Here is a 5,541-nt window from a genome sequence, read left to right as displayed (position 1 = left end):
TGGCATAATAAACAAGTTTCTCTGCCATTTGACTCAATGGATAACACCACTTCGCTACGTGACAAAAATATTGCACTGGAGCCTAGCGTGGATGATTACCTGGGGGTGATAAACGATCTGCGTAAGTTAATGTGGTTATCACAAACGCAAGATTGGCCAGCCATCACGCTTGAAGGGCTGTTACGCCCTGGAGACCGTCATCCCAGTATTAAGCAAATTAATCAACGTTTGTGGTTATTGGGTGATGCATACGAATACCTTGCGGACGAAATAGATTATCAACCAGCTTTGGTGCAAAGCGTTAAACGCTTTCAGTCTCGGCATGGGTTAAAGACTGATGCCGTTATTGGCCCTAAAACCTTATTCTGGTTAAATCAAACACCACAACAACGAGCCTCTTTATTAGCAAAAAGTTTCGTAGAAAAAACGGTCTATTTGAGTCAGCTGCCTCAACCTTATTTGTTGATTAATATTCCCGCTTTTCAAATGGTGCTAGTGGACCAAAATCAAGTTGTGTTAGCGTCTAAAGTGATTGTAGGTAAGCCATATCGACAGACGCCGGTGATGACGGGACAAATTTCCAATATAGTTATCAATCCCACATGGACGGTACCTCGACAACTTTTACGTAAGGATATTTTACCGCAAGTTAGGTCAAATGGGGCTTACTTTGCCGATAGACATTTTGATGTGTTTGATTATGAAGGTCATCGTGTTGATAAAACACCTCAACAATGGCAACAGGCTGCAACAGGTAAGTTCCCTTATAGAGTGGTTCAGCGCCCCGGTAGCGGTAATGCATTAGGCCGCTATAAATTTCATTTTAACAATGACCAGAGCGTGTATTTGCATGATACGCCAACCCCCGAAATGTTCGCACATGTGGAGCGGGATATATCATCAGGCTGTGTACGAATTGAAAAGGTGCAACAGTTAGCCGATTGGTTTGCTAACCATTTGGTTATCGACAAGCGTACTTGGGCCCTTTTGCAGTCTAATCACACTCAAACTCAATGGTTTGCCTTATCGTCATCTTTACCTGTGCACATGGTGTATTGGCGCGCTTGGGTGGATGAACAACATGTTGCGCAGTACCGAGATGACATTTATCAATTAACCCCTGCAGAGTCGATGAAGTTATTAAGCCATAAAGCCATCAATAACGATATTGTGCAATAAACTTAATTGATGAAACAAAGTTAATGACGTTTTACTTTGCCCTAAGCACTTGAGCTATATCACACTCTTATAGAGATTAGCGTATTTGTTGCTCAGCTCAACATGGGCAGACTTGCATTTATCAGCATTAATGGTTAATTTATTCGCCAGTTGGATAAAAAAGCAACAACAAAATAAAGACGTTGTGAAGATGAAATCGTGCTTTTAAAGTCGATAAGTATCGTAATTTAGATAATTTAAGTGGTGTATAAATGACAATAGAGTGCCTAACTCGTCGGCAGTTATTATTAGGATTAAGCGGTGCCGCAGTGGTAACTATGTTACCTAATACCGCGCAAGCAAGTCGTTCTACTATTGGTGTTAAAGATTTACGTTTTTATAACTTGCACACCGGTGAGAGAAGCCAGGGAAGTTTTTGGGTTGATGGTCAATATCAATCGGAAACATTGACTGAGTTTAATCAAGTATTACGTGATCATCGCCAGAATGTAGCCGCACCGATTGATAAAAGATTATTTGAATATTTGTATAAATTACAGGCTACATTAGATAATCAAGATGAAATCCATGTTATTTCAGCTTATCGTTCACCTAAAACAAATCAAATGCTCGCTTCTCGCAGCAACGGTGTAGCCAAGAAAAGTTATCACATGAAAGGGATGGCGATGGATATTGCCTTACCCGGAGTGAAAACTAAGCACTTACGCGATGCTGCTGAGTCGCTTAAGTTGGGTGGTGTAGGATTTTATCCTCGAGATGGGTTTGTGCATATTGATTGTGGGCCTGTGAGGCGTTGGGGTTAATTAATACCAATCTCATTACTATCTAGTCAGTTCAGAGTCTCTCAGGTTTTTCAATTCAAGGCGCATTGATGTAGAAATGGTTGTTCCCTTTTAAATCGATGCAACACAGAAGTGGAATACCTGAGAGATTCCATTCCGGTGGGTTTCAAAGTACTTTATGCTTCGTTAGATGCTTTCAAAATACTACGCCATGATCTATTTTTTCCATAAAAAATAAAATATTCCCACCATCCATGGCGGTCAGATGTTGATGGCAGAATAACGCAGGAGCTTGTTACCGAGCCTCACTATTCGTTTCAATCATCGGCCTTGCCTACAGCACTTTGAACTCCCGCTGAAAGATCACATATTTAATAGGATTGGTATATCTTCTTGTGGGTTGATAATGGCTGTGGTAATATCCGCGCGCTTTATTTGAGTCATCGTTGGTCGAAAATGATGACGCCTTCATACTTTATTAATTATTAAGTGAGTGACTAATGTCTTACACAATCAACGCAGTAACCCGCACAGAAATCGGGAAAGGTTCGAGCCGCCGCCTACGTCATGCCGGTAAAGTTCCTGCAGTAATTTATGGTCCAGGTAAAGAGCCTGTGTCAATCAAGTTTGAACACAAAGACATCATTAACATCCAGTTAAATGATGACTTTTACACAACTGACTTAACCGTTTCTATTGAAGGTAAAGAAGTTAAAGTTCGTGTAAAAGCTATCCAACGTCACGCATTCAAGCAATTGGTTGAACACATTGACTTCATGTTTGCTTAATCGCAAATGTGAAAAAAAAGCGCCTTAGGGCGCTTTTTTTATGGGTGATTTTTATCAATAAATTTATTCTTATAATGCCAAATGCCAAATGCCAAATGCCAAATGCCAAATGCCAAATGCCAAATGCCAAATGCCAAATGCCAAATGCTAATCGATTTCGAAGCTATAGTAGATATCAAGTGATTGACTTAAGGTGCTCGACACGCTTTCTAAATATAATTGTGAAAACAAATAATATCGCACAGTCATTTCATAACCGGGGTTAAATACTCCCACGCCATATTTAATCATTAAGTCTTCACCTATATACCCACTTACGGCCACTTTACCGTCATCATTAGTATCAAGTTGTACATTCGAAAATCCAAACTTTTCAATTAGACCCGTTGCAGTACTGCCAATGCTATTCATTGCTCCACCATCAAATTGTGAGCCTAAACTGAGGGCGGCGCCCATCATTAGTGAGTTACTTTGTTGGTTGGTTGTACTGGTAAAGCCTTTACCCGTCAAAATATAAGAAAGCACCTCAGCTTGCTCTTTTGCTGGATTAGAGAATAAGGTAACCACTGGACGCATTGGGGTACCCGTGACTCGAACACCGGCGGTGATATCACTCTCTTTAATGTCTCTAGTCGCTTCTATATTTAGGTTTGGCAATTCTGTCGGGCCAATAAATTGGACTTCACCAGTGTTAATACTTAAGGTTTGTCCCATAAACTTATAAGTCCCTTTGTTGACTTTAATATCACCAAATAACATGGGCGGCTTAAAAGCTTGTTGTTTTAGTATCAGATCGCCTTCTAGCCTTCCTTTAAGACCCATACCATCAATAGTAAGACGTTTACCTACACTGATATTTAAATCGGCTGTAACGGCATAAGGACTGGTTTTAACGGTTTGTTCAGACACTGAATCGTTAAATACCACATCGTTCGATACCGCAACGCCTCCTTCTGCTAACTGTGTAATTTTTATTTGTCCTGATGGCACGTCAACTTTGCCTTTTATCGCAAACAGTTGCTCATCAAAGGTCATATTAATATCTGGAGAGACATTTAATATTGCCATTGGCGGTTGAATTACTGCTAAATTTTCACCTTTGACATCAATGTCACCACTAAACTTTCCTTGTGGCCAAGCGAGGGTTCCTGTCGTACTCACTTGTCCGTCACCCATATGCCATTGGCCATTGAGTTGTCCTTGTTGGCCTTCTAGAGCCAGTGACAAGTACAGTTTATCGATTAATGTTGGGTTAGTGGATAAGGCAAACGCACCGTCACTGAGTTTGATATTACCCGAGACACTCGGGTCCATAAGAGTGCCGGATAAATTTAATCGACTGGACAACATGCCTTCTAAGGTTTCTAACCTTGGGAAGAACTCTCCAAAAGGCGCCAGATTAAGCTCATTAACATTAATCGTACCTAGTAAGGTGCGATCGGGCGTGATGTTGACACTCAGCTGACTTTGCCAACTTGCTATGCCGGACGAATCAAAACTCAATGAACTATTAATTTGTTTTTCATCAAGCGATGCTTGAAATAGTAACTGCTGGTAGTCGATGCTGATAGTGTTGTTTTTGGCTCGACTTAGCTTAATATTTCCCGGTAAAAGCGTAAACTGAACATTTGCAGTAGGCTTTTTACCTTTAGCCCAATTAACTTGAGTTGTTAGCGCTGCTTCACCGCTCCAGGTGATTTTTTTAGACAACACAGGTGCCAATGTTTTGCCGGGATTACCGGTAAAAGTAATATTAGCCTGGCCAGTGTGACCTAAATTAACATCATTGATTAGGCACAATTTATTGTGTGGATGCACTAAGCAAAAACGGCTCACACTGCCACGATTATTGAGTTGATCCCAGCTTGCGGTTATGTGTTTATCTTGTTGCCATTGTCCAAGAGCATTACTGATATTGAATTCTGTTAATGTGGCATTGAACTGTTGTTTATCAATATTACTACTACTGCTCATTTGAGTATTGATGACCACATCACCTTGAGTATTGAGTTTGCTTTGTTGTTGATGTTGATTGCCTTCACTGACGAATGCTATATCTGTCAGCTTATAGCTGTCCCATACAAGATTGTTATTACGCAGTTCTATTCGATATTGATGCTGTGTATAAGGTCGATAATTCGCCAGCAAGTCAAGGCTGTCAATTTTACTTCCTTGGTAACTGAATTGACTGATTTGCGCATTAATATCCACAATTGGGTCGGCACTATTACCCGTAACATCAACTTTCGCAAAAATATTACCGCGGCCGCCTTTTAGCCACTGACTGACATCAGGAACGCTAAGCTCGGCATCGATGTCCCATGTTTTGTCGGCTTGACCATTAATGATTAATTGAGCGCCAAGGGCATTGGCCTGCAGGTTTGTCGCGTTTATCGCAAAATCTTGATTTAATGAAATCTCGCCTTGTAGGTTCAGCGGGTAACCATTTAAACGACCGGTTAAATTGGCGTCTTGAATGGCCACTTGCCATTGCTTATCGGCAATGCTGCCCGTGCTATTAAAATGGCCACTGAATTTACTTTTGATCGGATTTTGCTGATTAATATAATCAATATATTGCAACTGAATGTCGTTGGTAAGCACATTGGCTTGCCAGGTTATGTCATCTTTATATGATAGCTGCCCAGTTAGATCTAGGTTGCCCGCGATTGATTGTAAATTGAGCTTATTGATGGTCAACTTTTGATTGTGGTTAACAATATCTGCAATAACCGCCAAAGTAGGGTGGTAAGGTGTTGTCAGTTGCCCTTCAAACTGCGCCACTTGGTCTT

At 40.8% G+C, this 5,541-nt stretch carries 4 protein-coding genes; 3 read left to right on the top strand and 1 reads right to left on the bottom strand.

Annotated features, from left to right (window positions below; genetic code table 11):
• The 3 genes from CXF78_RS12375 to rplY all read left to right on the top strand — a co-directional run.
• Positions 1-1,179 (top strand): L,D-transpeptidase family protein (locus tag CXF78_RS12375; protein WP_102036960.1); only part of this gene is annotated, 1,179 nt, incomplete at its 5' end.
• Positions 1,180-1,430: 251 nt separating this feature from the next.
• Positions 1,431-1,982 carry a peptidoglycan L,D-endopeptidase MepK gene (locus CXF78_RS12370; RefSeq protein ID WP_011636914.1) on the top strand — a complete coding sequence of 184 codons (552 nt, stop codon included), beginning with the start codon at positions 1,431-1,433 and terminating at the stop codon, positions 1,980-1,982.
• A gap of 479 nt (positions 1,983-2,461) precedes the next feature.
• On the top strand, positions 2,462-2,749 hold the full coding sequence (gene rplY, locus CXF78_RS12365; protein WP_011636915.1) for a 50S ribosomal protein L25: 288 nt from the start codon (positions 2,462-2,464) through the stop codon (positions 2,747-2,749).
• A gap of 147 nt (positions 2,750-2,896) precedes the next feature.
• Here rplY and CXF78_RS12355 read toward each other — a convergent pair.
• The coding region (locus CXF78_RS12355) for a translocation/assembly module TamB domain-containing protein (protein ID WP_102036959.1) at positions 2,897-5,541 on the bottom strand (2,645 nt) is incomplete at its 5' end.

The organism is Shewanella sp. 11B5 (assembly GCF_002836795.1).
Lineage (GTDB): Bacteria > Pseudomonadota > Gammaproteobacteria > Enterobacterales > Shewanellaceae > Shewanella > Shewanella frigidimarina.
This window is presented reverse-complemented; position numbering and strand designations above follow the sequence as displayed.

Coding starts and splice junctions, on each gene's coding strand:
- rplY (WP_011636915.1), top strand. CDS start 2,462: ATGTCTTACACAATCAACGCAGTAACCCGCACAGAAATCGGGAAAGGT.
- CXF78_RS12370 (WP_011636914.1), top strand. CDS start 1,431: ATGACAATAGAGTGCCTAACTCGTCGGCAGTTATTATTAGGATTAAGC.